The sequence below is a fragment of the Streptomyces sp. NPDC048331 genome (assembly GCF_043201215.1).
Taxonomy (GTDB): domain Bacteria; phylum Actinomycetota; class Actinomycetes; order Streptomycetales; family Streptomycetaceae; genus Streptomyces.
In genome coordinates this window covers 14,392-40,469 of sequence record NZ_JBICYT010000050.1, presented here as the reverse complement: position 1 = coordinate 40,469, position 26,078 = coordinate 14,392, and the positions used below count along the sequence as shown (strand labels likewise).

Annotated in this window: 24 protein-coding genes; 9 read left to right on the top strand and 15 right to left on the bottom strand. The window is 71.6% G+C overall.

Annotated elements, in window-relative coordinates; genetic code table 11:
• Positions 1–28 precede the first annotated feature (28 nt).
• A complete protein-coding gene (locus ACGFYY_RS37805; RefSeq protein WP_393716593.1) occupies positions 29–820 on the top strand; it encodes an enoyl-CoA hydratase/isomerase family protein in 792 nt (263 codons plus the stop codon).
• Between the two features lie 19 nt (positions 821–839).
• On the opposite strand, the gene ACGFYY_RS37800 is transcribed toward ACGFYY_RS37805, so the two are convergent.
• From ACGFYY_RS37800 to ACGFYY_RS37790, 3 genes are all read right to left on the bottom strand, one after another.
• A complete protein-coding gene (locus tag ACGFYY_RS37800; RefSeq protein WP_365276722.1) occupies positions 840–1,625 on the bottom strand; it encodes a VOC family protein in 786 nt (261 codons plus the stop codon).
• A 97-nt stretch (positions 1,626–1,722) separates the two neighbouring features.
• On the bottom strand, positions 1,723–2,478 hold the full coding sequence (locus ACGFYY_RS37795; RefSeq protein ID WP_393716591.1) for a hypothetical protein: 756 nt from the start codon (positions 2,476–2,478) through the stop codon (positions 1,723–1,725).
• A 38-nt stretch (positions 2,479–2,516) separates the two neighbouring features.
• On the bottom strand, positions 2,517–3,338 hold the full coding sequence (locus tag ACGFYY_RS37790) for a hypothetical protein (protein WP_393716589.1): 822 nt from the start codon (positions 3,336–3,338) through the stop codon (positions 2,517–2,519).
• Positions 3,339–3,595: 257 nt separating this feature from the next.
• Between ACGFYY_RS37790 and ACGFYY_RS37785 the strand changes: the two genes are divergently transcribed.
• Positions 3,596–4,213 carry a flavin reductase family protein gene (locus tag ACGFYY_RS37785; RefSeq protein WP_393716607.1) on the top strand — a complete coding sequence of 206 codons (618 nt, stop codon included), beginning with the start codon at positions 3,596–3,598 and terminating at the stop codon, positions 4,211–4,213.
• 173 nt (positions 4,214–4,386) lie between these two features.
• Complete coding sequence (locus ACGFYY_RS37780) at positions 4,387–5,319, top strand: serine hydrolase (RefSeq protein ID WP_365276713.1); 933 nt, start codon at positions 4,387–4,389, stop codon at positions 5,317–5,319.
• Between the two features lie 144 nt (positions 5,320–5,463).
• Here ACGFYY_RS37780 and ACGFYY_RS37775 read toward each other — a convergent pair whose 3' ends face one another.
• The 3 genes from ACGFYY_RS37775 to ACGFYY_RS37765 are packed head-to-tail and all read right to left on the bottom strand — an operon-like array spanning position 5,464 to position 8,708.
• Positions 5,464–6,531, bottom strand: coding sequence for a Zn-dependent alcohol dehydrogenase (locus tag ACGFYY_RS37775; protein ID WP_365276710.1), 1,068 nt, complete (start codon positions 6,529–6,531; stop codon positions 5,464–5,466).
• Positions 6,528–7,766, bottom strand: a complete 1,239-nt coding sequence (locus ACGFYY_RS37770) for an acyl-CoA dehydrogenase family protein (RefSeq protein WP_393716586.1) — start codon at positions 7,764–7,766, stop codon at positions 6,528–6,530. The genes ACGFYY_RS37775 and ACGFYY_RS37770 overlap by 4 nt, the downstream gene beginning before the upstream one ends.
• A gap of 30 nt (positions 7,767–7,796) precedes the next feature.
• Positions 7,797–8,708: an SDR family oxidoreductase gene (locus ACGFYY_RS37765; protein ID WP_393716584.1), complete on the bottom strand. Its 912-nt coding sequence runs from the start codon at positions 8,706–8,708 to the stop codon at positions 7,797–7,799.
• A 120-nt stretch (positions 8,709–8,828) separates the two neighbouring features.
• Between ACGFYY_RS37765 and ACGFYY_RS37760 the strand changes: the two genes are divergently transcribed.
• The 3 genes from ACGFYY_RS37760 to ACGFYY_RS37750 all read left to right on the top strand — a co-directional run bounded on the left by ACGFYY_RS37760 (position 8,829) and on the right by ACGFYY_RS37750 (position 11,437).
• Positions 8,829–9,755 carry a cyclase family protein gene (locus ACGFYY_RS37760; protein ID WP_393716582.1) on the top strand — a complete coding sequence of 309 codons (927 nt, stop codon included), beginning with the start codon at positions 8,829–8,831 and terminating at the stop codon, positions 9,753–9,755.
• Positions 9,756–9,896: 141 nt separating this feature from the next.
• On the top strand, positions 9,897–10,583 hold the full coding sequence (locus tag ACGFYY_RS37755) for a hypothetical protein (protein WP_393716580.1): 687 nt from the start codon (positions 9,897–9,899) through the stop codon (positions 10,581–10,583).
• A 236-nt stretch (positions 10,584–10,819) separates the two neighbouring features.
• On the top strand, positions 10,820–11,437 hold the full coding sequence (locus ACGFYY_RS37750) for a TOPRIM nucleotidyl transferase/hydrolase domain-containing protein (protein WP_393716578.1): 618 nt from the start codon (positions 10,820–10,822) through the stop codon (positions 11,435–11,437).
• Positions 11,438–11,664: 227 nt separating this feature from the next.
• Here the strand turns inward: ACGFYY_RS37750 and ACGFYY_RS37745 are convergent, their stop codons facing one another.
• From ACGFYY_RS37745 to ACGFYY_RS37730, 4 genes are all read right to left on the bottom strand, one after another.
• The gene (locus ACGFYY_RS37745) at positions 11,665–12,141 is read right to left on the bottom strand and encodes an ATP-binding protein (RefSeq protein WP_314251800.1); all 477 of its coding nucleotides are present in this window, start codon (positions 12,139–12,141) and stop codon (positions 11,665–11,667) included.
• Positions 12,142–12,525: 384 nt separating this feature from the next.
• A complete protein-coding gene (locus ACGFYY_RS37740) occupies positions 12,526–13,422 on the bottom strand; it encodes an acyl-CoA dehydrogenase family protein (protein ID WP_393716575.1) in 897 nt (298 codons plus the stop codon).
• A gap of 5 nt (positions 13,423–13,427) precedes the next feature.
• Positions 13,428–14,585 (bottom strand): acyl-CoA dehydrogenase, encoded by a 1,158-nt coding sequence (locus ACGFYY_RS37735; protein ID WP_393716573.1) that lies wholly within the window; start codon positions 14,583–14,585, stop codon positions 13,428–13,430.
• Positions 14,585–15,790, bottom strand: a complete 1,206-nt coding sequence (locus tag ACGFYY_RS37730; RefSeq protein WP_365276687.1) for an amidohydrolase family protein — start codon at positions 15,788–15,790, stop codon at positions 14,585–14,587. The genes ACGFYY_RS37735 and ACGFYY_RS37730 overlap by 1 nt, the downstream gene beginning before the upstream one ends.
• 145 nt (positions 15,791–15,935) lie before the next feature.
• On the opposite strand from ACGFYY_RS37730, the gene ACGFYY_RS37725 reads away from it, so the two are divergent.
• Complete coding sequence (locus tag ACGFYY_RS37725) at positions 15,936–17,501, top strand: AMP-binding protein (protein ID WP_393716571.1); 1,566 nt, start codon at positions 15,936–15,938, stop codon at positions 17,499–17,501.
• Positions 17,502–18,876: 1,375 nt separating this feature from the next.
• Here ACGFYY_RS37725 and ACGFYY_RS37720 read toward each other — a convergent pair.
• Both ACGFYY_RS37720 and ACGFYY_RS37715 read right to left on the bottom strand, forming a co-directional pair.
• A complete protein-coding gene (locus ACGFYY_RS37720; protein ID WP_393716569.1) occupies positions 18,877–20,181 on the bottom strand; it encodes a zf-HC2 domain-containing protein in 1,305 nt (434 codons plus the stop codon).
• Positions 20,178–20,741, bottom strand: coding sequence for a sigma-70 family RNA polymerase sigma factor (locus ACGFYY_RS37715; protein ID WP_030732432.1), 564 nt, complete (start codon positions 20,739–20,741; stop codon positions 20,178–20,180). The genes ACGFYY_RS37720 and ACGFYY_RS37715 overlap by 4 nt, the downstream gene beginning before the upstream one ends.
• A 301-nt stretch (positions 20,742–21,042) precedes the next feature.
• Here ACGFYY_RS37715 and ACGFYY_RS37710 point away from each other — a divergent pair, with 301 nt between their 5' ends.
• Complete coding sequence (locus ACGFYY_RS37710) at positions 21,043–21,561, top strand: EF-hand domain-containing protein (protein ID WP_030774093.1); 519 nt, start codon at positions 21,043–21,045, stop codon at positions 21,559–21,561.
• Between the two features lie 209 nt (positions 21,562–21,770).
• On the opposite strand, the gene purU is transcribed toward ACGFYY_RS37710, so the two are convergent.
• Complete coding sequence (purU, locus tag ACGFYY_RS37705; RefSeq protein ID WP_365275851.1) at positions 21,771–22,649, bottom strand: formyltetrahydrofolate deformylase; 879 nt, start codon at positions 22,647–22,649, stop codon at positions 21,771–21,773.
• A 14-nt stretch (positions 22,650–22,663) separates the two neighbouring features.
• Positions 22,664–23,110: a hypothetical protein gene (locus ACGFYY_RS37700; protein WP_030774087.1), complete on the bottom strand. Its 447-nt coding sequence runs from the start codon at positions 23,108–23,110 to the stop codon at positions 22,664–22,666.
• 201 nt (positions 23,111–23,311) lie between these two features.
• Between ACGFYY_RS37700 and ACGFYY_RS37695 the strand changes: the two genes are divergently transcribed.
• A complete protein-coding gene (locus ACGFYY_RS37695) occupies positions 23,312–24,601 on the top strand; it encodes an ABC transporter substrate-binding protein (protein ID WP_393716566.1) in 1,290 nt (429 codons plus the stop codon).
• Positions 24,602–24,661: 60 nt separating this feature from the next.
• On the opposite strand, the gene ACGFYY_RS37690 is transcribed toward ACGFYY_RS37695, so the two are convergent.
• Positions 24,662–25,996: a hypothetical protein gene (locus ACGFYY_RS37690; RefSeq protein ID WP_393716564.1), complete on the bottom strand. Its 1,335-nt coding sequence runs from the start codon at positions 25,994–25,996 to the stop codon at positions 24,662–24,664.
• Positions 25,997–26,078: the final 82 nt, after the last annotated feature.

Sequence of the window (26,078 nt, the reverse complement as noted above, 5' to 3'; positions counted from 1 at the left end):
GCCTCGCCCGCCGAACGGGAGTTCACGTATGGACGAAGTCCTCCACCGCATCGACAACGGCGTCGCCTGGATCACCCTCAACCGCCCCGAGGCGATGAACGCCGTCACCTGGGACCAGCGCGAGCGCGTCATCGCGCTGCTCGCCGACGCCTCCGCCGATCCGGCGGTCCGCGCGGTCGTCCTCACCGCCACCGGCAAGGGCTTCTGCGCCGGCGCCGACCTGCGCGGCAGCCCCGGCGCCCCGGCGGGCGAGCGGGTCGCGGGGGACGTCGCCCGGATGATCCGGCTCGGCGCGCAGCGTCTGATCACCGCCGTGCTCGACTGCGAGAAGCCCGTCCTCGCCGCCGTCAACGGCACGGCCGCCGGTATCGGCGCGCACCTCGCCCTCGCCTGCGACCTCGTGATCGCCGCCGAACCGGCACGGTTCATCGAAGTGTTCGTCCGCCGCGGCCTGGTCCCCGACGGCGGCGGCGCGTATCTGCTGCCCCGGCTCGTCGGCCCGCAGAAGGCCAAGGAGCTGATGTTCTTCGGTGATGCCGTCCCGGCCGTCGAGGCCGAGCGCCTGGGCCTGGTCAACCGGGTGGTTCCGGTCGACGAGTTGGAGGCGACGGCCCGGGAATGGGCCGAGCGGCTCGCCCAGGGGCCCACCCGAGCACTGGCCATGACCAAGCAGTTGGTCAACGCCTCCCTGGACGGCGACCGGGCGGCCGCGCTCGCCGCCGAGGCCACCGCTCAGGAGATCAACATGACCACCGCCGACGCGAACGAGGGCGTGGCGAGCTTCGTGGAGCGCCGCACGCCCAAGTACCTCGGCCGCTGAGAACGGCGAAGGCCTGCCGCTACATCCGCGGGTCGGGCTTCAGCAGCGCGAACACCGCGCCGGCCTGGTCGGCCAGCCAGGCCATCCGACCGACCTCGGGGAGGTCGGTGGCCGGCATGATCACCGAGCCGCCGTTCGCCTTGGCCGCCGCGACGGTGGCGTCGACGTCCGCCGAAGCGAAGTAGGGCACCCAGCGCGCCTGCTCGCCCTCGCCGCCGTCCATGAGGGGGGCGACCCCGCCGAAGGAGGCGTCCTGCTGGTCTCCGTCGGCGGTGCTGACCACCCGGTACGTCATTCCCGGCGCGGGCATCTCGGCGCTGCGCCAGCCGAACAGCCCGGCGTAGAAGGCGACGGCGGCGACCGGGTCGGCCACGTGGAGTTCCGTCCACACCAGCGAGTTGTCGGCGGAGGTCAGCTGGAGTCCGCCGGTCTTCCCGGGCTGCCAGCAGGCGAACTCGGCGCCCTGCGGGTCGGTGAACTGGGCCAGCCGGCCCTCTCCCATGACGTCCATGGGCTCCATCCGGACCGTGCCGCCGGCGGCGGTGACGGCCGCCGCGGTCGCCTGGACGTCGGGGCTCATGAAGTGCTGCATCCAGGCGGACGTGGCGCCCTCCTCGGTGAGCGGCCCGAGCGCGGCGACGGTCTTGCCGTCCACCTGGAAGAACCCGTACCCGCCCGCCTCGGGCCCGGCGGACACGAACTGCCAGCCGAGGACCGCGCCGTAGAACTCGGCGGCCGCCTCGGTGTCGGGGCTGCCGAGGTCGAGCCAGTTGGGTGATCCGGTGGTGAAGTCGGTGCCGAGCATGGGGTCCTCCCGGGGTACGGCGGCGGTACGAGGTCGCTGCCACGATGCCGAGCCTCCACCCGCGCTCGGGCGTACGGACCCACGGAGGCCCGGGGTTTCACCCGTGCGGGTGTACGGAAGCGCGCACCGCCGCGGCCCGGAACTGGTCGTAGAAGGACACCTTGAGCCGCAGCGAGTGTTCCTCCGCCTCCCTGAAGCACGCGGCCGCCGCCGCCTCGTCCATGCCGGTGAGCAGCTCCCGTACTCGGGTGCCCAGGCGGTCGGAGTGGGTGGTGGACAGCAGGGAGACGCTCTCGAGGGATCGCTTCTTGGCATCGTGCACGTGGTGCGGGTAGTAGAAGCGCGAGCGGTTCTCGCCGTCCCCGGTGAGCAGCGGCGCCATGCGTTCCCAGAGCCGGCCGTACTCGACGGAGACCAGGATCTCGCCCCAGAACCGCAGGATCGTGAGGAGCCGTAGGTCAGGGTGCTCGTGGGCGCCCGCGTCGGCGATCAGGGCGAACGTGTCCTCGATGGCCCGTCTCGTCGCCTCCGTCGGCCGCGACCGGACGATGTCGTCGCGCGAGATCCCGAGCCGGCGCATGTCGTGCGTCATGTCCTCGCGGTGCGAGGGGGTGTGTCCTCGTCCGTCGGGGTACTCCTCGCGGAGGATGACGCGGGCGATCCGCAGCCCGGGCTCGTCCTGCAGCAGGTCGATCGCCAGGTCGTAGGCCGGGGTGAAGGCGAGGGAGAGGAAGCGCCGCTGGAGCAGGATCTCGGCGAAGTCCTCGTCGGGGAGCCGTGCGATGTCCGCGAGCACCGGATGACGCTCGTACTGCTCGATCAGTTCGTCCTCGAACCTGTCCAGGTCGCGCACGGCGTGTCCCGTCCCTTCTCTCCCGGTCGGTCTTGTGATCAATGGATGTCGATCGATCGCATCGGGTCGCGGAGGTCGACCTCGCTGCCGATGCCCCAGAGGGTGTCCAGTTCCTTCTGTACCTGCCGGCCCATCACGGTGTCGGATCCGTCGATCTCGGTCTGGGGCGACTCGATGGCGAGCTGTCCGTGCAGGAACGAGCTGACCAGGTAGTGCTCGTCGGCCTTGTAGACGGCGATCGACGGCAGGGAGTTGTAGACCCGGACGCTGAGCCTGGTCCGGAGCTCCGGTGCGAGGCGGTCGTGGATCGCCTTGAGGATGTCCAGGCTCGCGCCGACGTCCACGGAGCTGCGAGTGGCGCGCAGGGCCTCGTCCCGTAGGTCCGCGACGGCGGACTTCGGGTGCAGCAGCAGGATGCGCACCTGGACGTTCCGCTCGGTGACCGCTCGCTCCAGCTCTTCCTCGAGACGGCTGAGGTTGGGTATCCAGGTCTGGAGGATGGCGACCTCGTGGCGGGCCGCCCCCAGGAGCCGTTTGAACTCCTCGTCGGAGAAGACCGCGTGGACCTTGGTCACGCCGAGGTAGTGCTGCCGCCTGAGCTCGCCGGTCAGTCCGTCGAGGGTGAGGCCGGAGATCTGTGTGTTGATGTTGTCGAGCACCTTCAGGCGGTCGAATTCCATCAGGAGGAACAGCGTGACCGTGCTGAGGATGAGCAGGGTGATCTTCGGGAGGGTGCCGCCGGGGGCCATCTTGTCGAGCCAGCCGAAGAGGTCGGCGAGCAGGACCAGGATGCCTGCCGACGCCATCGCTCCGAGCGATATCCGTTCGGCCCGGTAGCGAAAGCCGTTGCCACTGCCCATGACCACCCCAGCGCCGACGCCGTTGCCGTTGGACCCGACCTTACACACGGGGTCGGGCGGCCTTGACGGTGCCTCATGTTCACTACGTCACAGGCTGGTTGGCCGAGAATCGGCGTGCGACGCGTGGTCGCGCCGCGAGCTCGCCCGGCACCCGTGGGTCCGGCATCACCGGGCGGCCCGGCGAGCGGCCGGCGCCCCACCCCTTCCTATCTGACGACTCGTCAGTTTCAATCGTGGATGTGATGGGACATGCAGGGATGGCGGCCACCGTCGTCCGATACCTCAGGTCAGTCGGCTCCCCCACCTCCGCCTCGGCGCAGCGGGAACCCGAGTCCGTCGATGCCCTGCCGCGTCCCGACCTGCGGGCCGTCGGCGAGGACGAGCGCGCGCCGGTCTCACCCGCCGAGTTCCGGTCCGTCCTCGGTAACTTCGCCAGCGGGGTCACCGTCATCACCGCACCCCCCGGCGAGGCCGAGGAGGGCCCGGCCGGTTTCGCCTGCCAGTCCTTCGCCTCGCTGTCCCTCGATCCGCCCCTGGTCACCTTCATGGTGGCCCGCACGTCGACGACCTGGCCGCGGATCGCCCGCGCCGGGGTGTTCTGCGTGAACATCCTCGGCGCCGAACAGGGCGAGCTGTGCCGCTCCTTCGCCGTCAGCGGCGCCGACAAGTTCGCCGGGGTGACCCACTCCCCCGCCCCCGTCACGGGATCACCGCAGCTCGACGCGGTACCCGCCTGGATCGACTGCCGCATCCAGGCGGTACACACCGGTGGGGACCACCTCATCGTCGTGGGCCGCGTGGTGGCCATGGGCGCGGCCGGCGAGGGCGAACCGCTCCTGTTCCACAAGGGCCGCTTCGGGCGCCTCGCCGACTGACGGGACCTCCGACGAGCAGGGCGGACGCTCGACCCACCGCCCCCGCCGGGGCACTTCGACGTCCGGGTGTCGGCTCCGCTGCGTAAGCTCCCCACGGGGGGCGGACCACTCAGGCGTTCCGACCCCGTCGGACTTCTTCTGATACGCGGGGATTCGATTTGATACTCAACCTGATGCGCCGCACGCGCGGCGCCATCGCCGTCACGGTCGCCACGGGGGCCTTCCTGGTGGCCGCCTCGCCGACCTCGTCGGCGGCCCCGGTGGCCGCGCCTCCCGTCACCGCCGCCGGCGCGATCCTGATCGACGGCACCAGCGGGGCCACGCTCACCAGCAAGGACGCCGACACCCAGCGTCAGATGGCGAGCACCACGAAGATCATGACCGCCCAGGTCGTGATGCGTACGGCCAACCTGAACTACGACCAGAAGGTCACCATCAAGCAGGAGTACGCGGACTACGTCGTCCGCGAGGGCGCCAGCTCGGCCCACCTGAAGGTGGGTTCCACCCCGACGGTCCGCCAGCTGCTCTACGGTCTGATGCTCCCGTCGGGCTGCGACGCGGCCTACGCGCTCGCCGACACCTTCGGCAAGGGCGCGACCACCCAGGCCCGCACGGCGGACTTCATCGCGCAGATGAACGCCAAGGCGAAGGCGCTGGGCATGACCAAGACCGTCTACGACTCCTTCGACGGCATCTCGCCGACCGGCAACAACCTCACCACCGCCCGCGACCTGGCGAAGCTCACCAAGTACGCGATGTCGGGCGTCGCCTTCCCGAAGATCGTGGCGGCGACGACCTACAGCACGGGCGGCACCTCGACCGACGCCACGTGGGGCAACAGCAACCTGCTGATCCGCGAGCGTCCCACCGGCTACGCGTACCCGGGTGCCACCGGGGTCAAGACCGGCACCGGCACCGCCGCGGGCAAGTGCCTCGTCTACTCCGCGACCCGTAACGGCAAGACCGTCATCGGTGTCCTGCTGAACGACGAGGAGCGCTACGCGGACGCGATGAAGCTCATGGACTGGGCGCTCGGTTCGACCGCCGGCTCCGGGGCGGCGCTGCAGCGCGGCAACACCGACCCGATCCCGGACGTCCTCGACTGATCGGCCACCCTGCTGATCGGCTGACCGACCTGCCGACCGACTGACCGACTGACCGACCCACGGTCACCCGGTCGATGTCCACGGCTCCTCCGCCGACGGTCCCCTTCCGTCGGCGGAGGAGCCGAGTCGTTTCCGGTGGGCGGGTCAGAAGGTCAGCACCCCGCGCGCCACCCGCCCGTGGTGGGCGTCGTCCACGGCCTTGGCGAAGTCCTCGACCGGGTAGACCTCCGTCACCAGCTCGTCCAGGAGCAGCCTGCCCTGCCGGTAGAGCTCTGCGTAGAGCGCTATGTCACGCTGCGGGCGCGAGGACCCGTACCGACAGCCCATGATCGTCTTGTCCAGGTACATGGAGGACACGAGGAACGAGGCCTCCTCCTTGAAGCCCGGCACGCCGAGCAGGACCGCCTGGCCGTGCCGGTCGAGGAGGTCGATCGCCTGGCGGATCAGCTTGACGTCGCCCACGCACTCGAAGGCGTGGTCGGCGCCGGTCGGCAGGATCTCGCGGACCGCCGCCGACGAGTCGGGCACGGCGGAGGCGTCGATGAAGTGGGTGGCGCCGAACTGCCGGGCCACCGCCTCCTTCGCCGGGTTCGCGTCCACCGCCACGATCGTCGAGGCGCCCGCGATCCGGGCTCCTTGCAGGACGTTCAGCCCGATGCCGCCGGTGCCGATGACGAGCACCGTCTCACCGCGGTCCACACGCGCCCGGTTCAGTACCGCCCCCACGCCCGTGAGGACCCCGCAGCCGATGAGCGCCGCCGAGGTCGGCGGGATGTCGGCCGGGATCTTCACCGCCTGCACGGCCTTGACGATCGTGCGTTCCGCGAAGGCGGAGTTGGAGGCGAACTGGAACAGCGGCTTCCCGCCCCGCGAGAACGGCTGTCCCGGCATCCCGATCGCCTTGCGGCACATCGTCGGCCGGCCCCGGTCGCAGTCCGCGCACGCCCCGCAGTTCGCGAGGGTGGACAGGGCCACGTGATCTCCGGGCACCACGTGGGTGACGCCCGGACCCACCGCCTCCACGATCCCGGCGCCCTCGTGCCCGAGCACCACCGGCGGCGGGAACGGGATCGTCCCGTCGATCACCGACAGGTCGCTGTGGCACAGCCCGGCCGCCCCGATCGCGACCAGCACCTCCCCCGGCCCAGGGTCCCGGATCTCCAGGTCGTCGACCACCTGGGCCTGCTTGCCGTCGAACACGACGCCTCTCACCTGGGCTCCTTAGGCAGGCCGAGCACGCGCTCGGCGATGATGTTCCGCTGGATCTCGTCCGAGCCGCCGTAGATGGTGTCGGCACGGGTGAACAGGAACAGGCGCTGCTCCTCGTCGAGTCCGTGTTCGTACGGGACCTCGGGCGCCCAGAGCGCCGGCCCGACCGTGGCCGCCGCGCCGCGGACCTCCACCGCCAGCTCCCCGAGCCGCCGGTGCCAACCACCCCACAGCAGCTTGGCCACGCTGGGCGCGCCCGCGTCCGCCGCACGGCCCGCACCTCCCGGGCCGCCCGCGGCTCCCGTGGCGCCGAGGGTGCGCAGCGCGTTCCACCGCATCGTGCGCAGCTCGGCCCACTGGCGGACGAGGCGTTCCCGCAGGACGGGGTCCCCGGCGCCCGAGGCGGCCCGCGCCACGTACGACGCCAGTACGCGCTCCAGTTCCGCCGCGAACCCGATCTGCTGGACCAGGGTCGAGACCCCCCGCTCCAGGGCGAGCAGCCCCATGGCCACGGTCCAGCCGTCGCCCTCGGCACCGACGACCTCCGCCGCGACCGCCCCGTCGAAGAACACCTCGTCGAACTCGCTCGTGCCCGACATCTGCCGGATCGGCCGCACCTCGATGCGGCCGGGCTGGTCCATCCGTACGAGCAGGAACGACAGCCCTCGGTGGCGGCGCGAGCCGGGCTCGGTGCGGGCCAGGACGAAGCACCAGTCGGCGTCGTGGGCGAGCGAGGTCCAGATCTTCTGGCCGGTCACCCGGTACAGCCCGTCGGCGGCGTCCCGTACCGCGGCCGTCCGGATCCCCGCGAGGTCCGACCCGGCGCCCGGCTCGCTGTACCCCTGGCACCACAGTTCCTCGCCGCGCGCGATCCCGGGCAGGAAGCGGTCCCGCTGCTCGGGCGACCCGTAGGCGATGAGGGTCGGGGCGAGGAGGTTCTCGCCGATGTGGCCGACCCGGCCGGGCGCGCGCAGGGCCGCGTACTCCTCGGCCCACACCACCTGGCCGGTCAGGGACAGCCGCCGGTTGCCCCACCCGTCGGCCTCCCAGCCCTGCCCGATCCAGCCGCCCCGGCCGAGCTCGCGCTCCCACGCCCGCCGGATCCCGGCCCCTTCGTGCTCGCTGCCCGGCCCGCCGAGACCGACGGCCTGCGCGTACGGGCCCACGAGGTGCTCCGAGAGCCACGCCCGGGCGTGCCCGCGCAGCTCCTCGTCCTCGGCCCCGAAGCTGAAGTCCACGCCGCTCCCCCTGGTCCTGTCCGGTGGGTCCTACGCGTTGGGGCGGTCCTTGGCGGCCGCCGCCTTGGCCATGGCCTCCAGTTGCGCGAGCATCGGCATGGGGTCGATGCCCACCGTGCCGGGGAGGAAGTCGGCGATCTTCTCCGGCGTCCAGGACCCCTCGGCGTATCCGGCGCGCAGCTCGCGCGGCTGCGCCCAGACGGCGATCTTCGGGCCGGCGATCGTGTAGACCTGCCCGGTGATGTCCTCGGCCTTGGCCCGGTCGCTGAGCAGGTAGGTGACCAGCGCCGCCACGTCCTCGGGTTCGCCGATCTCCTTGAGCTCCATGGGGACGTTCGCGGACATGCGGGTCCGGGCGACGGGTGCGACGGCGTTGGCCGTGACCCCGTACTTGGCCAGGCCCAGCGCGGCGGAACGGACGAGGGAGATGATCCCGCCCTTGGCGGCGCTGTAGTTGGCCTGGGCGACGGAGCCCTGGTGGTTGCCGCTGGTGAAGCCGATCAGGGTGCCCGAGCCCTGCCTGCGCATGACGGCGGAGGCGGCGCGGAAGACGGTGAAGGTGCCTTTGAGGTGGGTGGCGATGACCGGGTCCCACTCCTCCTCGGACATGTTGAACAGCATGCGTTCGCGCAGGTTGCCGGCCACGCACACGACGCCGTCGATGCTGCCGTACCGCGCGAGCGCGGTGTCGACGAGGCGCTGGCCGCCCGCCATCGTGGAGATGTCGTCGGCGACGGCGACGGCCTCCCCGCCGAGGGCGACGATCTCCTTCACCACGGCCTCGGCGATCTCACTGGTGGGCTCCGCGCCCTCGATCCCGACCCCGTAGTCGTTGACGACGACCTTGGCTCCCTCGGCGGCCGCGGCGAGTGCCACGGCCCGCCCGATGCCCCGGCCGGCGCCGGTGACGGCGACGACCTTGCCTGCCAAGAAGTTCCCCACGTCCGGCCCCTTCCCGCGATTTCTGACGGACCGTTAGATTCTATGGGTAGTCAGATGCACCTGCACAAGCCCCTGTTGCCGCCGTAACCGCCGCATCCACGCAAGGAGCTGTCGACGCCCATGACCCTGCCCGCCGAGTTCCACGACATCGCCAAGCGCGTCAACAACTGGGGACGCTGGGGCGCCGACGACGAGATCGGCACCCTGAACCTGATCACCGACGAGGTGGTCCGGGGGGCCGCGGCCGAGATCCGCACCGGCCGCCGGATCCCGCTCGCGCTCCCGCTCAAGGAGGACGGGGTCCAGGTCGGCATGATCCCCGGCCGGATCAACCCGCTGCACACGATGGTGCAGATCAACCAGGAACTCTTCGGGCCCGGCACCGTGGCGTGCAGCGACGACGCCGTGAGCATGGGACTGCAGGCGGGCACCCACTGGGACGCCCTCACCCACGTCTCGCACTCGGGGAAGATCTACAACGGCCGCCCGGCCGGCACCATCACGGCGCACGGCCGCGCCGAGTTCAGCGGCATCGACAAGGCCGGCCCCATCGTCTCGCGCGGGGTGCTCCTCGACGTCGCGCGCGCCAAGGGGCTGGACCGGCTGCCGGGCGGCCACGCGGTGACCCCCGGGGACCTCACGGAGGCCGAGGAGTTCGGCGGGGTGACCGTCCGCCCCGGCGACATCGTCCTGGTCCGCACCGGCCAGATCCAGGCCTACCTGGCGGGCGACAAGCACGGCTACGGCTTCCCCTCGCCCGGGCTGTCCGTGCGCACGCCCGAGTGGTTCCACGCGCGGGACGTGGCGGCCGTCGCCAACGACACCCTGACCTTCGAGATCTTCCCGCCGGAGATCGAGAACCTGTGGCTCCCGGTCCACGCCCTCCACCTGGTCGAGATGGGCATGCACCAAGGTCAGAACTGGGATCTCGAAAAGTTGTCCACAGCCTGTGCAGAAGAGAACCGGTACGCGTTCCTCCTCTCCGCGATGCCCGAACCCTTCGTCGGCGGCACCGGCACCCCGGTGGCCCCGGTGGCCGTCCTCTGACCCCGACGGCCGGGCGGCGCCGGCCTGCGGGACCCCGGCCACCCCCGAGCCGTCCGCGGTGGAACCATGAGGTGGACATGTCGCGTCACCGTACGCGCGTCACGCCCCGTCCCCACCCCCTTCCCCGCAGGAGAAGCTCGCATGGCCAACCCGTACCAGGTAACGCCTCCCCCTGCCCCCAGGCGCCGCTCGGGCAGCAACGTCGTCGCCGTCATCGTCCTCGTCGTGGTCATCATCGGCGGCTACTTCGTCATGCGGTCCCAGCAGAAGGACGACAGCAAGCCGACGGCGTCCCCCACCGCCTCCCCGTCCACCAAGCCCACCGCCAAGGACCCCGGATCCCCCGAGTCCTCCTCCGACACCTCCAGTTCCTGGAAGGTCGGCGACTGCGGCGGCCCCGACCCGTCCAAGGCGCCCGACGGATACAAGCCGACGGGCTGCTCCGACTCCGGGGCCACCTTCAAGGCCATCGACATCAAGGAGGCCAGCATCCTGCCGAACGCGGTCCAGTGCCCGCCCGGCACGGACCTGATGATCGACGTGAGCATCTCCTACGGCGGCAAGGGCAGCGGCATCCCCACCAACACCGTCTGCGGCCGCAACCTGTCGGCCGACCACCCCGGCGACGCCGGCGCGGGTGGCGGCCAGCTGGTCAAGGGTGACTGCGTGACCTCCCAGGCCAAGGAGGTCGCCTGCGGCGGCTCGGGCGCCCAGAAGGTCCTCGGCCTCGTCAAGACGAAGTCCGAGTGCCCCTCCGGCACCACCGACCCGATCGAGCTGACCATGGCGATCGGCCGCCCGTACGACGTGATCTGCACCGACGGCTAGACGGCCCTCGACCCTGGCGGCGGTGGCGTGCGTTGCGACGCCACCGCCGTGGGACGTCTCCGCCCCCGGCTCGGTCCGTACTTCCCCCGCCGCTCGCGGCACTGCTGCCGCCGATGGAAAAGACCTCATGCCGACACGGCGGTTCGGCGACCGATCCACCCTGACCGCCGGCTCAGGAGCCGGCCCCGGCGGAAAATTCCGCGCCCCCGGCATCCACGAAGGCGCAGACTCACCCCATGGCGGACATGCGGGCATTCCGGGAAGCGGTCGACGACTGGGCGAGCGGCGGTACCGGCGAGGCCGCACGCGAGCTGGCCGCCCGCCTCGGCGTACGGACGGCGGTGCTGCTGGAAGGGCCCAGCGACCACGCGGCCGTCGAGGCGCTCGCCGAGCGGCGCGGCCGCGACCTGGCCGCCGAGGGCGTGTGCGTCGTACCGATGGGCGGCGCGATGAGCGTGGCCCGCTACACCGGGCTCCTCGGCCCGCCGGGCCTCGGCCTGCGCCTGACGGGCCTGAGCGACGAACGCGAACAACCCTTCTACGACCGCGCACTGGAGCGGGCCGGCGCACCGCGTGAGGGCTTCTTCGTGTGCGTGGCGGACCTGGAGGACGAACTCATCCGTGCACTGGGCACCACGCGGATCGAGGAGATCCTGCGGGCCGAGGGCGAGCTCCGCTCCTGGGAGACCTTCGTACGCCAGCCCGCCCAGCGCGGTCGGCCCGCGGAGCAGCAGCTGCGGCGCTTCCTCGGCACGACGAAGGGCCGCAAGATCCGCTACGGCCGCCTCCTCGTCGAGGCCCTCGACCTCGCACGGGTACCGGCCGCGCTGGACGACCTCCTCGCGAGCCTGTGAACGGCCCGCCTGCGAACCGCCCGCCCGTGAACCCCGGTCCGGCCTCCTCCCTCAGGGAGGAGGCCGTGCAGGTGTTGCGGGTGGCGGCGGCGCGCGTGCACGCCCCGAGCGCGGCACGGCAGCCGCCACCCCACGACCCGCACTCGTCAAGGCCTGCCTTGGCGTCCCCTCGCGTCGAATCGCTCCACACCAGGGTGATCAAGATGTGACGAACCGTCAACACCTCGTTAGAGGTACACGCGCGGTTCCCGGGGCGGGGTATGAAATTCCGACGGGCCGTCCGAGGGCCGCTCGGAGGCGCAGTCCGACGTCGATTTCTGCGCGCGGTCGATCTCGCACCAGATCCGTTTGCCCGCACCCTCGCGCTGCCAGCCCCAGCGGTCCGCCAGGCCGTCGACCAGCTCCAGGCCACGCCCGCCGGTGTCCTCGCCGCACGCCTGCCGGCGGTTCGGCGCCCGGTCGCTCGCGTCGGCCACCTCGACCCGCACCCCCGGCCCCCCGAACAGCATCCGCAGCACGGCCGGACAGCCCGTGTGCACGACCGCGTTCGTGACCAGCTCGGAGATCAGCAGGATCAGCGTCTCGGCGAGCGGCTCGTCGTCCCCTATGCCCGACCCGGCCAACCGGGAACGTGCCCACCGGCGGGCCCGGCCGACCTCGGCGGGATCCGCTCCGACCTCCAGCTGAACCTGAAGCACCTGCACCGCTCACACCATCCGAACCGGCGGACACTTCGCCTCGCGACAGGACGGGATCACCGACTGTGACCCCCTTCCGTAGCAGCATGGTTGACATACAGTCACCACGACAAGCGCTTCGGGCATATTCCTGCGCGAAGGAGTGGGCGTGGTGCATACTGTGCGACGCCTGCGCCGCTCAACCGCTCGCATTCGTGGGAGCGTACCGGAGCGGTCCCCCGCTTCCGGGTCGCAAGGGGTTGGGCGAAGGACACAAACCGATATCAACTCTCTGTAATCGGACATGCGTCCCGCGTCGTCCTTCCCGTGCCTCCGCATCACGGTGAGCTACGCCCACCGAGGGCGCCCGGCCGACCCCCTGCCTTGATCACATACCCCGCCCGGCCCGGCCTATCCCGTCGAGTCCAACAACTCCCGCGCCAGCACCTCCTCCCCCTGCGCCGCCGTCCGCCACTGCTCGGCCCGCACCCAGGCCCGCTTCAGGTGCAGGTGCACGTCCGCCTCCCAGGTGAAGCCCATCCCGCCGTGCACCTGAAGGCAGTCCCGGGCACCGCGCACCGCCGCCTCGTCGGCGAGGAGCTTGGCCGCGGCCACCTCGCCCGCCTCCCCCGTCACCGCCGCCGCGTAGACCGCCGTACGGGCCACCTCCGCCCGTACCAGCATCCGCGCGCACAGGTGCTTGACCGCCTGGAACGCCCCGATCGGCTGCCCGAACTGCTCGCGCTCACCCGCGTACCGCACCGCCAGCTCCACCGTCCGCAGCGCGCTCCCGACCTGCAGCGCGGCCGTCAGCAGCGCCCCCGCCTCCCGGTACGCCGAGGAGTCGCCCGCCACCGCCACCCGGTGCAGCGGAGTCAGCGGGTCCACCGAGCGCACCGGCTCGCCCGCCGGCACCTCGGACGCCCCCAGCACCGCGTCCGCGTCCCCCAGGTGGGCCACCAGCGGCCCGCCCAGGTCGAAGGCGCTCACCACCGCCGTCCCCGCCGCCGCCCCCGGGACCACCCCGGCGGCCAGGTGCGTGGCCACCAGCGGGCCCGGCACCAGCGCCCGCCCGGCCTCCTCGAAGACCAGCACCGCCTCCGGCAGCCCCAGCCCCACACCGCCCTCCGATTCCGGCAGGCGGAGCGCGAAGAAGCCCGCCTCGCCGAGCTCCCGCCACAGCGCGCGGTCCACGCCCACGCCCGAGTCCACCGACGCCCGTAGCGCGTCGCGTCCGTACCGGCCCGCCAGCAGGCCCCGTACGCCCGCCCGCAGAGCCTTCTGGTCCTCGGTCGGCTGGAAGTCCATGCCCCTCACCGGCCCTTCGGGAGGCCGAGGATCCGCTCGGCGACGATGTTCCGCTGGATCTGCGAGGTGCCCGCCGCGATCGTGTACGAGAGGGACGAGAGCCGGTCCAGGACCCATTCCTGCTCCAGGTCCAACGACTGGGCCCCGAGGACCTCGGCCGCCGTGTCGTACAGCTCCTGGCGGGCGTGCGAGTAGGCGAGCTTGAAGACCGAGCCGCCGATGCCGGGGACCCCGCCCGCCGATCGCTCGGCCTCGCTCACGTTCCACTGGGTGAGCCGCCACAGCGCGCCGAACTCCCCGTACAGCCGTCCCAGCCGGCGCCGCAGCACCGGATCGTCCCAGCGGCCGTTCGCCTTCGCCGTCCGGGCCAGTTCCCCCAGGGTCCGGCGGCAGGCGACCACCTCGCCGACGAAGGCGGTACCGCGCTCGAAGGACAGCGTGACCATGGTGACGCGCCAGCCGTCGTTCTCCGCGCCCACCCGGTTCCCCACCGGGACCCGGACCTCGTCGAGGAACATCTCCGCGAACTCCGTCGACCCGGCGAGCGTGCGCAGCGGTCGTACCGTCACCCCCGGCGCGTCCATCGGCATGGCCAGCCAGGAGATCCCCCGGTGCTTGGGCGCCGCGGGATCGGTGCGGACCAGCAGCTCGCACCAGTCGGCGACCTCCGCGTGCGAGGTCCAGATCTTCGACCCGGTGATCACGTAGTCGTCGCCGTCGCGCACGGCTCGCGTCCGCAGGGAGGCCAGGTCGGAGCCCGCGTCCGGCTCGCTGAACCCCTGGCACCACACCTCGTCACCGCGCAGGACGGGCGGCAGCCAGCGCGCCCGCTGCGCCGCCGTGCCCTCGGCGGCGATCGTCGGGCCGGCGTGCAGCAGCCCGACGAAGTTCGCGCCGACGTAGGGGGCTCCGGCGCGCTCGGTCTCCTCCAGGAAGATCAGGTGCTGGGTCGGGGTGGCGCCGGGGCCGCCCGCGTCCACCGGCCAGTGCAGGCCCGCGTACCCGGCCTCGTACAGCCTGCGCTGCCAGCCGGCGTCGTAGGCGCGTCGGCCCGGCCAGTCGTCGGGGGACGGCCTGGCGGGCAGCTCGGGGAGCACCTTGGCGAGCCATTCGCGCAGCCGGGCCCGGAAGTCCCGCTCCTGCTCGGTGTAGGTCAGGTCCATCAGCGGCGGCTCCTGTCCAGGTCGAGGCCGAGCATGCGGATGGCGTTGCCGCGCATGAGCTTGTAGATCGTCTCGTCGTCGAGGCCCTTCACGTGGTCGAGGGCGACCTCCTTGGTGTGCGGGAAGGTCGAGTCCACGTGCGGGTAGTCGGTCTCGAAGGTGGCGTTGTCGCGGCCGACGACGTCGAGGGAGGCGATGCCGTGCTTGTCGCGGAAGAAGCAGCAGAACATCTGCCGGTAGTAGTACGTGGACGGCGGCTCGGGGATCAGGTCGCGGACCCCGCCCCAGGCGCGGTGCTCCTCCCAGACGTCGTCGGCCCGCTCCAGGGCGTAGGGGATCCAGCCCATCTGGCCCTCGCTGTAGGCGAGCTTGAGCGTCGGGAACTTCACCAGGACGCCGCTGAAGAGGAAGTCCATCATCGAGGCCATGGCGTTGTTGAAGCTGAGCGAGGCCTGGACGGCGGGGGGTGCGTCGGGGGAGGCCGCGGGCATCTGGGAACTGGACCCGATGTGCATGTTGACCACCGTGCCCGTCTCCTGGCAGACGGCGAAGAAGGGGTCCCAGTAACCGCTGTGGATGGAGGGGAGCCCGAGGTAGGTGGGGATCTCGGAGAAGGTGACGGCCTTCACCCCCCGGGCCGCGTTGCGCCGGATCTCCGCCACCGCCAGGTCGATGTCCCACAGCGGGATGATGCACAGCGGGATCAGCCGGCCGCCGCTGTCGCCGCACCACTCCTCGACCATCCAGTCGTTGTAGGCGCGGACGCAGGCGAGGGCGACCTCCTTGTCGTGGGCCTCGGCGAAGGTCTGGCCGCAGAAGCGCGGGAAGGTCGGGAAGCACAGCGAGGCCTCGACGTGGTTGAGGTCCATGTCGGCGAGGCGCGCCTTGGGGTCCCAGCAGCCGCGGCGCATCTCCTCGCGGGTGATGCCCTCCAGGGTCATGTCGTCGCGGTCGAAGCCGACGGCGGCGATGTTGCGCTTGTACGGGAACTTCAGGTCCTCGTAGATCCACCAGTCGGTCGGCGGGCCGTCGGGGTCCATGGTGATGACGTACTTGCCGCCGGTGTAGGCGAGCTCGCCGATGCCGGCGGTGAGGGCCTTGGGGCCACGATCGCGGTATTTGGCGGGCAGCCAGACGTCGAAGAGGTGCGCGGGCTCGATCACGTGGTCGTCGACGCTGATGATCCGAGGCAGTCCCGGTTCCATGACAGTCTCCCCAATGCATCGATCTGATGGATCGTCAGAAACAAGCTAGCCCCGCCACCCCTGGACCGACAAGCGTCGGCGCTCTACGCTCTGCGCCAGATCTGACTATCCGTCAGCTCAACCTTCGGCCAAAGGGAGATCTGGGATGACGGACACCACGACCGCGACAGAACTGAGCCGGTCCCGCACCCTGTGGGAACTGATCTCCCGCCGGGCCGCACTGACCCCGGACACCACCGCCCTCGTCGAAGCCACGGACGACCCGACGGCCGACCCCGCACACGACCGCCGGCTCACCTTCGGCGAACTGCGCGACCGCTCCGAACGCGTCGCCGCCGGCCTGCACGACATGGGCGTACGCCCCGGCACCGTCGTCGCCTGGCAGCTCCCCACCCGCATCGAGACCGTGCTGCTCTCCGCCGCCCTCGCCCGCATCGGCGCCGTCCAGACCCCCGTCATCCCCTTCTACCGGGACCGCGAGGTCGGCTTCGCCCTCCGCGAATCCAAGGCCGAGTACTTCGCCGTCCCCGGCGCTTGGCGCGGCTTCGACCACACCGCCATGGCCGCCCGCCTCGGCGCGCGCGGCACCTTCGAGGCCTACGCCACCCTCCCCGACGGCGACCCCACCATCCTGCCCCCGCCCCCCACGGACGGCACCTCCGTCCGCTGGATCTACTGGACCTCCGGCACCACCTCCGACCCCAAAGGCGTCCTGCACACCGACCGCTCCCTGATCGCCGGCGGCTCCTGCCTCGCCCACGCCCTACGCCTACGCCCGTCCGACGTCGGCTCCATCGCCTTCCCGTACGCGCACATAGGCGGACCGGACTACCTGGTGATGCTGCTCCTCTACGGCTTCCCCGCCGTCCTCTTCGAGAAGTTCGCCATGCCGGACGCCCTCGACGGCTACCGCCGCCACGGCGTCACCGTGGCCGGTGGATCGACCGCCTTCTACTCCCTGTTCCTCACCGAACAGCGCAAGGCCCCGGACATCCCGCTGATCCCCACCCTGCGCCTCCTGGCGGGCGGCGGCGCCCCCAAGCCGCCCGAGATCTACCACGCCGTCGTACGGGAGCTGCGCTGCCAGCTGACCCACGGCTACGGCATGACCGAGGTCCCGATGATCACCATGGGCGCCCCGGACGACACCCCCGAGAACCTCGCCACCACCGAGGGCCGCCCCCCGGCGGGCATGTCCATCCGCATCACCGCCCCGGACGGCACCGAGCTGCCCCCGAACACCGACGGCGAGGTCCGGCTCCGGGGCGAGGCCGTCTGCCAGGGCTACCTGAACGGGCCCGGGTCGAAGGACGTCTTCGACCCCGACGGCTACCTCGTCACGGGCGACCTCGGCCACCTGACCGAGGACGGCTACCTGGTGCTCACCGGCCGCAGCAAGGACGTCATCATCCGCAAGGGCGAGAACATCTCGGCGAAGGAGATCGAGGACCTCCTCCACCAACTCCCGGGCATCACGGACGTGGCGGTCATCGGCCTCCCGGACCCGACCCGCGGCGAACGCGTCTGCGCGGTCGTCGAACAACCCGACGGAGCAGCCCCCCTCACCCTCCCCCAACTGACGGCCTACCTCCGCACCCAAGGCCTGGCAACCCACAAACTCCCGGAACAACTGGAACTCCTGGAATCCCTCCCCCGCAACGAGGCCCTGCGCAAGGTCCTGAAATACAAGCTGCGAGAGCGGTTCGCGTGACGCGGCGGGGGCTCCGGGGAGCGGGAGCCGGGCGGCGGCTTCGGGCAGCGGGAGCTGCTGGGGCGGCATCAGGCAGACGCGACGGGGCGGGGACGGCAGGGTCCTCTCGACCGGCATCAGGGATGTGTATGGGGGTTTCCCGTCAGTCCCATCGTCCCTCCGGGTCGGGTCGGTCCCTCAAGGGCGCTCCTTCGTCGCGTCGCTTCGCGATGGCCTGCGGCCACCCTTGACCGACCGTCCCGCCCCGGAGAAACGAAAGACTGCCGAGAAGCCCCCAAAAGAACGAGCCGGTCCAAGGCCTGAGGGGCGGGGACATCACAGCCCCCCGACCCTGCTCCGGTGAGGGCGATCCCGAGACGAGGCCCATCCAGTTCCTGCCCTGGGTCGGGTGGGGCGCGCCCGATCGCTACCCGCTCCCCACCTCTCAGCGTCCGACGACCGTCTGTGGCTGGACATAGGCCGCCCACGACCCGCAGGCGCGTCCGATGGGAGGCGGCTGAAGGCTGACCGGGGCCGGACATAGGCCGCCATCCCCCTTGGGTGCTTCTCGGTGACCGCGACCGGCGGCCGTCAGGGGCTGACGAGAGGCGATGAGAGGGGCGGACGGCCGACAGCTCGGCTATTCCGTGGTGGATCCGGGTCAGCGCGAGCCCGGCACCACCAACCCACCCTCAAAGTGGGGCAATAAGGGCAATCTTTCGGTCTTCCGGACCGCCCACGCGCGCTGACCCGCATCCACCACGGAACAGCCGTGCTTCCACGCCCGTGTACCCCGGACGGTCGTCGGACGCCCCGCATGGGGAGCACCCCAGGGGCGTGGGCGGCCTATGTCCAACCCAAGACGGTCGTCGGACGCAGGTCGGGCAACGGACCGAGCTCGTGGGCGGCCTATGTCCAGCCCAAGACGGTCGGCGGACGCCGAGAGGTGAGGAGCGCGTAGCGATCGGACGCGCTTCCCCCGACACCGCGCGCTGCTCCCATGGGCCCCGTCTCGGGAACGCCCCCACGCCCGACCGGGTCGGACATCTCTGATCGCCCCGTCCCTATGACCTTGGACCGGCTCGTTCTTTTGGGGGCTTCTCGGCAGGCTTTCGTTTCTCCGGGGCGGGACGGTCGGTCAAGGGTGGCCGTAGGCCATCGCGAAGCGACGCGACGACGAAGGAGGAGCGCCCTTGAGGGACCGGCCCGACCCGGAGGGACGATGGGACTGACGGGAAACCCCCATACCCACCCCTGATGCCGCCCGGCCGGCTTCCGCACACCACACCCCCGCCCGGCTTCACGGTCCCGCCCGAGCGGCCCCCGCCGCCCCGGACCCATCCCGCACCCGGGGGTGAAGGCCCCGTCCCGCGCAAGGCCCCGTACCCCCGACCCCCTACAGCCTGCTCAGCGACGCCGCCGCGAACAGGACGTCGCGGATCGCCTCGCGGTCGCCGTGTTGGCCCACCGCCGCTTCCTCCGGGGAGATGTGCCCGGCGGCCAGCTGGCAGAACTCGATGCCGTCCAGGGCGATCTCCGCCACCGTGCGTTCCGGCGACGGTTTCGCTCCCGGTGAGTCCAGCGCGATGTCCCAACCTCCGCCGCCCGAGCCCTCGATCTCCAGGTGCAGGGTCCGCCCCGGCGCGCCCGCCGCGACCAGGCCCCGGACCGGGGCCGCCAGACCCGCGCGCCGACGCTGCGCCAGCGCGCCCGGCAGGAGCCGCGCCGCCAGGTCGATCATCCCGTGCAGGTGCGGCCCGGACGGCGGTTCGTACGGGTAGTCCACCGCCTCCGCGATGTCCCACGCGTGTACCCAGCACTCGAAGGCGCGTTCCAGGAACGCGTCGCCGAGCGGCAGGGCGAAGCCGCCGTAGTCCACGGCCAGCTCGGCGACTCCCCGGCCGGCGAAGGAGACGGTACGGACCAGCGTGTGGCCCTGTTCCCGCCACGGGTCGCGGACCTGCCGCGTGATCGGGTTCACCGACGCGCCCCAGAAGTGCTCCGTGCGCACGGTCGGACCGCCCTTCGGCGCGTCCGGCCCCAGCGGGTCGTCGAGCCCGAGCGCCGAGGCGATCAACCCGTCGACCGTGAGCAGGTGGCCGATCACCCCCGCCACCGTGGTCCGCTGCGACCGGCGCCGTTCCTCCTCGAACCACTTGAGCCGTACCGGGGTGTGCCATTCCGAGTCCCCGAAGTCCTGGAGCAGCGCGTCGAGCCGCGCGGTCTCGGTGTCGTACGGACTCGCCCACACCGGCACCGGAATGCGGGCCGGCCGCTTGCCCAGGCAGTCCTCGAGGACGCGCGAGCGCAGCAGCGGTTTCAGGTCGAGGTTCTCCTCCGGGTGCAGCAGCCCCACCGCGTCGCGCAGCCGCAGGGCCTCCTCCGCGCAGGGCGCGCACTCGGTGAGGTGGTCCTCCACCGCCTGGGTCTCCTCGGCCGAGCAGGCCGCCAGGGCCCACGCCCCGAGCAGGGACTTCAGCACGGCGTGGGAGGGCGGAGGCGGCGCGACCGGCGGCAGCTCGGCCGGCGTCGGCGGAGGCGTCGGCGGCATCGGAGCCGACGGCATCGGGGGCAGCGGCGGCACCGACCTCGGCGCGCGTCCCGGGTCGAGGTCGTCGGCGGCCCCGCGCGGACCAGGTATCCGCGCCTGCCCGCCGAGACGCTCGTATCCGTCATCGGGCGACTGGGGAGGGCCGTTCATCGAGGCGTTCCATATCCGGACCGGGCGGTTTCCTCCTGCGGGAGGGCGTTGGCCGTCGACAGCAGCTGCAGTCCGAGCCGCAGCCTGCGCCGCGCCTCGTCCTCACTGATCTGCAGGTCGGCGGCGGCCTGCCGGTAGTCGCGCCGCTTGAAGTACGCGAGTTCCAGCGCGGCGCGCAGGGGCGCGGGCATCGAGGTGACGATGTAGTCGGCGCGGGCGGCCGCGTTGGCGCTGCGCACCTTCTGCTCCAGCTCCTCGCGGGAGCCCCGGCCCAGTTCGGCCTGGCGCAGCCGGGCCACCGCCTGGCCCTGGGTGATCCGGGCGACCCAGGAGCGCATGGAGCCCTGCTTGGGGTCGTAGGCGTCCGGGTTCTCCCAGATGTACCCGAAGACCTCTCGGGTGATCCGGTCCGCCGCCTTCTCGTCGCCCAGTACCCGGTGCGCCAGGCTGTGCACGAGCGAGGCGAAGCGGTCGTACAGCTCCCCGAGCGCGGCGGCCTCGCCACGGGCGAGTCGCTGCTGCATGCGGCGGTCCCAGCGCGGTGGTGCGTCCTTCGGCATGAATGCCCCCAGCCGTGTGTCGACGCATCGAATGTAGTGGGCACATGGCGTATCGCGCCTGTTTTGGAAGAACCTCACCCTGGAAGTGCGCCCTGCGTGATAGGTGCGTGGCAGGGCGTGAACGGTGGTACGGGTGACGGCACATGGGGACAGGTGTACGCGCCCCACCGCGCTCCCCGTGCGCGGGTTCGATGCGGCCGCCTCCTTGACCACTTCGCTTAACGCACAGGCCACGTAGGCCTTACGCTCCTGCCTTGTCTTGATCTGAACCCCACTGCACATGTGAAGGCGGAACGCCGAAATGGACAGCGCAGAATACGAGCGCAAGATCGCCGCCCGATTCGCCACCTTCGACCAGGACGGGTCCGGCTATATCGACCGGGAGGACTTCAGCGCTGCCGCGAAGGCCGTCCTGGCCGAATTCGGTACCACCGCCCGGTCGGACAAGGGCCAGGCCGTCTTCGCGGGCGCCGAGGCCTTCTGGCAGGGCATGGCCGGCATCGCGGACGTCGACGGGGACCAGCGGGTGTCCCGCGAGGAGTTCATCACCGGGGCCGCGAAGCGGCTGCGCGACAACCCGGAGCGGTTCGCGGAGATCGCGCGGCCGTTCCTGCGGGCCGTGATCGCGGTGGCGGACGAGGACGGCGGCGGCGCGACCCCACCGAACGCGGCCCGGGTGCTGCGCGTGCTGGGCACCGCCCCGGAGCTGGCCACCGAGGTGGCGGCCGCCCTGGACGCGGACAGCGACGGCCGCATCTCGGAGGACGAGATCCTGGCGGCCTTCGCGGGCTATTGCGGTGTGGAGGCCCCCGACGCGTGACGCCTGCGGCGCGCTCGGCGGAGGACGGCGGGGCCTCGGCCCCGCCGACCCGGGCGGACCGTCCGGACCTGCCCCGACCCGCCCGGACCCGCTGGTGCGAGGCTCGGTGGATCTGTGCGGCCCGGCCTTCCGGGGCGCCGCCCCGGACCCCGCGCCTCGAACGCCGGCGGGGCTGAATTGCCCGGCGTGGTGCGGCCGGGCTGGGCTCGCTACGCGAAGACGACCGTGCGGGCGCCGTTCAGGAGGACGCGGTGTTCGCTGTGCCACTTCACCGCGCGCGCGAGCGCCTGGCACTCCACGTCGCGGCCGATCGCCACCAGCTGGTCCGGCGTCACCTCGTGGCCCACCCGCTCGACCTCCTGCTCGATGATCGGCCCCTCGTCGAGGTTCGCCGTCACGTAGTGCGCGGTCGCGCCGATCAGCTTCACACCTCGCGCGTGCGCCTGGTGGTACGGCTTCGCGCCCTTGAAGCTCGGCAGGAACGAGTGGTGGATGTTGATGATCCGCCCGCTCAGTTCGGTGCACAGCTTGTCGGAGAGCACCTGCATGTAACGCGCCAGGACGACCAGGTCGACGTTCTCGGCGCGCACCAGCTCCAGCAGTTGTGCCTCCGCCTCCGCCTTCGTGTCCTTGGTGACGGGGATGTGCACGAACGGGATGTCGTAGGAGGAGACCAGTTCGGCGAAATCGGTGTGGTTGGAGACCACGGCCGCGATCTCGACCGGCAGGGCGCCGATGCTCGAACGGAACAGCAGGTCGTTCAGGCAGTGCCCGAACTTGGACACCATGAGGATGATCCGCATGCGCTCCTCGGAGCGGTGGATCTGCCAGTCCATCTTGAAGGAGTCGCCGATCGCGGCGAAGCTGGCGCGCAGCTTCTCGACCGTCACCGGGGGCTCGGCCTCGAAGTGCACCCGCATGAAGAAGAGCCCGGTCTCCCGGTCTCCGAACTGCTGGCTGTCCACGATGTTGCATCCGGTCATGAAGAGGTAACTCGACACGGCATGCACGATGCCCTGCTTGTCGGGGCAGGACATGGTCAGGACGTACTGGGGCTGGGCCTGGGCCTCGGTGTGCGGGTCGCTCATGACCGCACAGCCTTTCACACCGCGCGGGTGAGGATCTTCAACGCATCCAGCGAGGTGGGCCGCACATCGGGGTCGTCCCCGTCGGCTTCCGCCAACCGTACGTGGGCCTCGCGCGCGGCACGTACCGCCTCGGGCCACGCGTGGTGTTCCAGGTAGGCGGAGACGGGGGCGTCGGGCCCGACCTGGTGGAGGATGCGGAGCACCCGCAGCACGGCGAGGTCGACGACGGCCGCCTCCTGCGAGTCGCGGAAGATCGTGCCGACGTACTTCTCGGCGGACCAGCTGTCGAGCCAGGTGTCCTCGACGAGCCGGTACACGGCGTCGGTGATGTCGCCGTACGCCTCGTCGCCGGTCAGCCAGGTGTCCTCGTGGAAGACCGGGTCGGAGAGCATGTGCAGCGCCGAGCGCACGTTGCTGCGCCAGCGCCACCAGGGCATGTCGTTGAGGGGCATGCCGCCCATGGTGGAGGAGCGGCCACCGCGTCGGGAAGGGTTCGTCGAACCTTGGGCGAATGTCACGCTTTCGATCGTACGTTCCTGGTCAGCGCGATCTTGAAGCGCCCACGGGGAGCGGGGACGTGCCCCCGTAATTCACCTGGACGTCACCCGATGTTGTGTCCATCTCACTCGACAGTTACCGGTGGGGCGGAATGGTGCATGGACATGACCAACTCGCGACGCGCCGTGTCCCTCTCCCGCACCTTCGTGGCCACGGCGTTGGGTATGTGTCTCATAGGCGGGTGCGGGGCGCTCCCCGGGGGCTCGGGGGGCTCCGGGGCCACCGTCACCGTCCTGACCTTCGCGCCGGAGGACACCAAGGCGACCAACATGCCGGGAATGACCGGCATGGCCAAGGCGTACGAGCGCTGGGTCAACTCCAAGGGCGGGATCAACGGCCGCAAACTTCGCGTACTGACCTGCAACGAGAAGAACTCCGCCTCCGGCGCCGCCGACTGCGCCCGCAAAGCCGTCGCCGAGAAGGCCGTCGCCGTCGTCGGCTCCTACAGTCAGCACGGCCGGGCCTTCATGGCACCGCTGGAGGCGGAGGGCATCCCCTTCATCGGGGGCTACGGAGTCTCCTCCGAGGAGTTCCAGTCCCCCCTGTCCTACCCGATCAACGGCGGCCAGCCCGTCCTGATCGCCGGGGCCGGCCACCAGCTGGGGCGCGCCTGCAACCAGGTCGCCCTGGTCCGTCCCGACACCCTCGCGGGCGACACCCTCCCGGTCCTGCTCAACGCCGGGCTGCGGGCCAACAAGATGGCGGACGCCTACGACATCCGGGCCGCCGAGGACTCGGCCGACTTCGGCCCCGAGGCCCGCGAGGCCCTCGCGCACACCAGCGGCACCGGCAAGGAGAAGGAAAAGGAGAAGGGCTGCGTGACCGCCGTCCTCGGCGAGCGCACCGAGACCTTCTTCGACGCCTTCCGCCGGACCGACGCCCAGCGCAAGAAGCCGCAGATCTCCTCCGTCCTGGGCAGCGTCAGCCAGGCCCTGGTGGACCGCACGGGCGGCAAGGAGAGCCCCTTCGAGGGCGCGTACCTGACCAGCTGGTACCCGGTGGCCGCCGATCCGCTCTGGGAGCCCATGCGGAAGGTGGTCTCCGAGTTCGCCTTCGGCGACGACACGGTCGACCCCGACGACAGCGGGGCGCAGACCACCTGGATCGCGTACACCGTGCTCAGCGAGGTCCTCAAGCGGTTCGAGGAGGGCGAGCAGCTCACCGGCCACAAGGTCAAGCGCGCCCTGAACGAGTCGCAGCCGGTCGACACCGGCGGTCTCACCCCGAAGCTGAGCTGGCGCTACCAGGACATGCGCGCCGTCGCCGGCTTCCCCCGCATCGTCAACGGCCAGGTCACCTTCCAGATCGTGCAGGCCGGGCGGCTCGTGGCGCAGCCCGGCGAGCGGTCCCTGGACATGACCCCGACCCTGGTGACGGCCCCGCCCACGGCCTGACGCGAGCCCGGCCCCGACCCGGGACCCGCCCCCGGGACCCGGGTCGACCCGTGACCCGTCTCAGAGCTGGGACTTGTCCCGCTTGGTGAGCCCGTACTTGCCCGCGATCGCGTTCCACATGGTCGCGGCGGACTCCTTGGCCTTCGTCGCCTCGCCGCTCGACCGGTTGCCGTCGTTGGCGTTCTTGGTGGCCTTGGCCTTGCCGTCCTTGCACTTGTCGTCGTCCACGTCGTCCGCCCAGGCCGCGTAGCTGTCGTCGGCGTCCGCCGACGACTGCCAGGCCTTGGTCAGGGACGCGGACAGCTTCGCGTGGTCCGGGAGCTGGTCCAGCTTCAGCTCCTGGAGGCGGGTGACCAGCTCCTCGCGCTGGCGGGCCGCGTCGCGCAGGTCGGCTGCCGCCTGGTCGAGGTTGTTGCAGCCCTTGATGTCCTCCACGGCCTTGATCACCGCGGCTCGGCTGTCGTTGCTGTCCGCGAGGAGCTTGTCCAGCTGGACGGCCTGCGGGCGGGCCGGGTCGACCGGAGCCTCGCCACCGGGGGCCGCGGAACCGCCGCTCGCCGTCGGAGCGGCGGCGACCGCGCCCGGATCGTTGTTCTGCGGCTTGTCGTCGGCGAGCAGCGAACCGACGCCGAGCCCGACGACGGCCAGGCCGATGACCACCGCGGCGATGATCGCGGGCGAGACCTTGCGCCCCGCCTCCGAGGGCGGCGGGGGCGGGGCGTACTGCTGCTGCGGGTGTGACTGCTGGTACTGCGGCTGTTGCGGATGCGGCTGCTGGTACTGGGGCTGCTGCGGGCGCTGCGGGCGCTGCGGGTGGGGGCGCGGCGGCGGTTGGCGCAGCACCGGCTCCTGCACGGGCGGCAGGTGCTGGGTGTGCCCGGCGGAGTCGTCGCCCCGGAAGAGTCCGTCGAACCCGTCGGCAGGAGCGGCGGGGACCGGCGGGATGTACTGGGTCGCCGCCTCCTCGTGCGCGGGAGCCGCCGGAACCGGCGCGATGTACTGCGTCGCCGCCTCCTCGTGCGCGGGAGCCGCCGGAACCGGCGCGATGTACTGCGTCGCCGCCTCCTCATGGGCGGGAGCCGCCGGGACCGGCGGGATGTACTGGGTCGCGGCCTCGGGCAGCGGGGGGTAGCCGTAGCCGTGCGGCTCCCCCGGCCCCTCGTAGCCCGGCCCGAGCACATGACCGGGCGTGGCCTCCGGGCCGGGATGGGCCGGCGGATATCCGTACGCGGCCCCGGTCGGCGACTGCTGCTGGTACGCCTGCTGCTGCTCCGGATACTGCGGCTGCGCCTGCTGGGGCGTCTGCTGCTCCGGGTACGCCGGATACCCGGACGCCGGGTCCGGACCCCACGGGCCACCCGGCTGGGGGGCGCCCCCTTGTCCGTTCTGCGTCACCGGGACTCCTTCTCCGACTCGCCCGACCCTACGGAACCGTCGGTCACGCTACCCGGTCACGCACCGCCACCGGGAGAGCACC

Coding starts and splice junctions, on each gene's coding strand:
- ACGFYY_RS37800 (WP_365276722.1), bottom strand. CDS start 1,625: ATGCTCGGCACCGACTTCACCACCGGATCACCCAACTGGCTCGACCTC.
- ACGFYY_RS37755 (WP_393716580.1), top strand. CDS start 9,897: ATGGCCAACCCGTACCAGGTAACGCCTCCCCCTGCCCCCAGGCGCCGC.
- ACGFYY_RS37695 (WP_393716566.1), top strand. CDS start 23,312: ATGACCAACTCGCGACGCGCCGTGTCCCTCTCCCGCACCTTCGTGGCC.
- ACGFYY_RS37790 (WP_393716589.1), bottom strand. CDS start 3,338: ATGGGCAGTGGCAACGGCTTTCGCTACCGGGCCGAACGGATATCGCTC.
- ACGFYY_RS37760 (WP_393716582.1), top strand. CDS start 8,829: ATGACCCTGCCCGCCGAGTTCCACGACATCGCCAAGCGCGTCAACAAC.
- ACGFYY_RS37720 (WP_393716569.1), bottom strand. CDS start 20,181: ATGAACGGCCCTCCCCAGTCGCCCGATGACGGATACGAGCGTCTCGGC.
- ACGFYY_RS37780 (WP_365276713.1), top strand. CDS start 4,387: ATGCGCCGCACGCGCGGCGCCATCGCCGTCACGGTCGCCACGGGGGCC.
- ACGFYY_RS37785 (WP_393716607.1), top strand. CDS start 3,596: ATGGCGGCCACCGTCGTCCGATACCTCAGGTCAGTCGGCTCCCCCACC.
- ACGFYY_RS37735 (WP_393716573.1), bottom strand. CDS start 14,585: ATGGACCTGACCTACACCGAGCAGGAGCGGGACTTCCGGGCCCGGCTG.
- ACGFYY_RS37805 (WP_393716593.1), top strand. CDS start 29: ATGGACGAAGTCCTCCACCGCATCGACAACGGCGTCGCCTGGATCACC.
- ACGFYY_RS37730 (WP_365276687.1), bottom strand. CDS start 15,790: ATGGAACCGGGACTGCCTCGGATCATCAGCGTCGACGACCACGTGATC.
- purU (WP_365275851.1), bottom strand. CDS start 22,649: ATGAGCGACCCGCACACCGAGGCCCAGGCCCAGCCCCAGTACGTCCTG.
- ACGFYY_RS37715 (WP_030732432.1), bottom strand. CDS start 20,741: ATGCCGAAGGACGCACCACCGCGCTGGGACCGCCGCATGCAGCAGCGA.
- ACGFYY_RS37700 (WP_030774087.1), bottom strand. CDS start 23,110: ATGGGCGGCATGCCCCTCAACGACATGCCCTGGTGGCGCTGGCGCAGC.
- ACGFYY_RS37725 (WP_393716571.1), top strand. CDS start 15,936: ATGACGGACACCACGACCGCGACAGAACTGAGCCGGTCCCGCACCCTG.
- ACGFYY_RS37710 (WP_030774093.1), top strand. CDS start 21,043: ATGGACAGCGCAGAATACGAGCGCAAGATCGCCGCCCGATTCGCCACC.
- ACGFYY_RS37750 (WP_393716578.1), top strand. CDS start 10,820: ATGGCGGACATGCGGGCATTCCGGGAAGCGGTCGACGACTGGGCGAGC.
- ACGFYY_RS37740 (WP_393716575.1), bottom strand. CDS start 13,422: ATGGACTTCCAGCCGACCGAGGACCAGAAGGCTCTGCGGGCGGGCGTA.